This window comes from Bacteroides timonensis (assembly GCF_000513195.1).
Lineage (GTDB): Bacteria > Bacteroidota > Bacteroidia > Bacteroidales > Bacteroidaceae > Bacteroides > Bacteroides timonensis.
Genome location: NZ_CBVI010000203.1, coordinates 1 through 1,703, shown reverse-complemented (window position 1 = coordinate 1,703; position 1,703 = coordinate 1). Strand labels below are relative to the sequence as shown.

At 55.1% G+C, this 1,703-nt stretch carries 3 protein-coding genes; all 3 read right to left on the bottom strand.

Features of this window, described 5'->3' with window-relative positions:
- A partial coding sequence (locus tag BN161_RS27830) for a TraG family conjugative transposon ATPase (protein WP_044272628.1) occupies nt 1–1,250 on the bottom strand: 1,250 nt, incomplete at its 3' end.
- Complete coding sequence (locus tag BN161_RS27825) at nt 1,247–1,582, bottom strand: DUF4133 domain-containing protein (protein WP_010803765.1); 336 nt, start codon at nt 1,580–1,582, stop codon at nt 1,247–1,249. The genes BN161_RS27825 and BN161_RS27830, both read right to left, overlap by 4 nt.
- Nucleotides 1,583–1,592: 10 nt before the next feature.
- Nucleotides 1,593–1,703 (bottom strand): DUF4134 family protein (locus BN161_RS29040; RefSeq protein WP_074435203.1); only part of this gene is annotated, 111 nt, incomplete at its 5' end.

The following is a 1,703-nucleotide window of genomic DNA, read 5'->3' as shown; positions in this document are numbered from 1 at the left end:
ACCCTGTCCACCATTTTGATGCCGAACGGCGAAAGCGAACTTTTGTAGTTCGTTTCTTCCACGAACAGGCAGAGAGCCTGCCCCAAGAACGTGTAGAAACTTTCCTCTGCGGGGAAGTCGGCTTCGTTGCCGGGTATGCCCGCCCAAAAGAGCGTGGGCGTGTCGGTGGTGTTGTGGCGTGGCTTGCACTCCATTAGTGCAAGCTGGCTTCCCACATCGTTGCGTATGCGTTTGAGTTCGTCCCGGTCGTCACTCCATGCCATGACGTTGCAGTGGCAGCGCACCGAGATAAGCCCCTTGCTATGCGCTTCGTTCAGGTACTCGTCTATCCACTCCTTGTTCACTTGGTTGGCACGGGAGTAGCGGGAGAGCGATTGCATATTCCGGGCGGTCTGCTCGAAGTTCTTCAGGTTTTCGGCGTGGTCGTCTATGAAGATGAACTGGTTATAGACGTGGTTACACGACAACAGCACGCCCACCGGGGCGGCGAATGACAGTCGGCAGTCGCTCCGGTCAGTGGACAGTTTCTCAAATCGGCAGTCCGTCCCGACCTTTCCGGGCAAATCTTCCACGTCCGAAAGCGTGTGCAGGCACAGTATATCGTCCCCGACACGCATTTCTTCCGGGTACAGCCCGATGTCTTTCAGACAAGTAGTGTCGGTTTGCGAGAGCGAGAAGTATTTCTCGATGATGCCCGCCTTTCCGTTCTGCCCGGTGATTTCCGATGCCGCCAGCCGGGTAAGGGTGACAAAACCGCTGTCGTTCATAATGCGCTCGAACTGCCCGACCGCTTCGATGAACTTTGCCGCCGCTTCCTTGTCGGCTATCTCCTGCGGTACAATCCTGCCCCGGCAGAGGGTGGAGAAGTCGCTCTGTCGGCGGCTTCTCTCCCTTGTCGTTTTCGTCAGGAACAGGTAGCAGTAATGGTTCAGGAACGGGCGTTCATTGAAGTGCCGTTCAAAACTCCGGGACAGGAAACTAAGCTCGTCCCTTTCCGTGTCGGGCTGGTAGTTCTCCTTGATGAAGAAGTCCTGCTTGTGTACTATGGAGTAGTCGGGCAGCACCTTGATTGCCTTGTACCATGCCGAATGTATGGCTTCGTACTCGGCACTGGTGACGGTGAACAGTTCGGGCAGTTCCACCCTGAAAGCCACCGTTATGTCCGCATCCTTTGAAATGATGCAGCCGTTCTCCACCGCCAAAAGTGGAAATTTTCGTTCCAGCGTGGTAGCCTTTAATGTATTCCTCATGTTCTTTCTTCCTTTCTTCTTTTGTAGTTGAACAGCCGGGGTATCGCCTTTCGGCTGATAATGAAGCGTGGGTGTCTTTTGCGTGCGGCTGCTTTCATCAGCCCGTGCGTGCCGTACCGTGCGTTGAGCCGGAACGTCTGCCACACGAGCAGCAGCGAAGCCGACACGATGAAACCGATACATAGCCACTGGTTCACGCCTGCCATGAACAGCACGATGAACACCACGAAGACGGCGAGCAAGCCGCCGCAAAAGATAAAGAGGTACTGACTTTTCAGCCCCTTGAACTCCACCGGCTTCCCGATACCCCTGTTTACCGGATATTCAGACATAGCCGCTGGTTTAGAGGAAGAACGACCGCAAGATAGTGGCGGCTACAATCAGGAAGATGCACGCCCCGAACCAACTGGCGGCAGTCTTTGAGGTGTCGGGGTCGCCGCTCGAAAATTTGTT

What these genes read in the sequence shown, in the direction of transcription:
- BN161_RS27825 (WP_010803765.1), bottom strand. Translation starts at nt 1,582, where the DNA reads ATGTCTGAATATCCGGTAAACAGGGGTATCGGGAAGCCGGTGGAGTTC.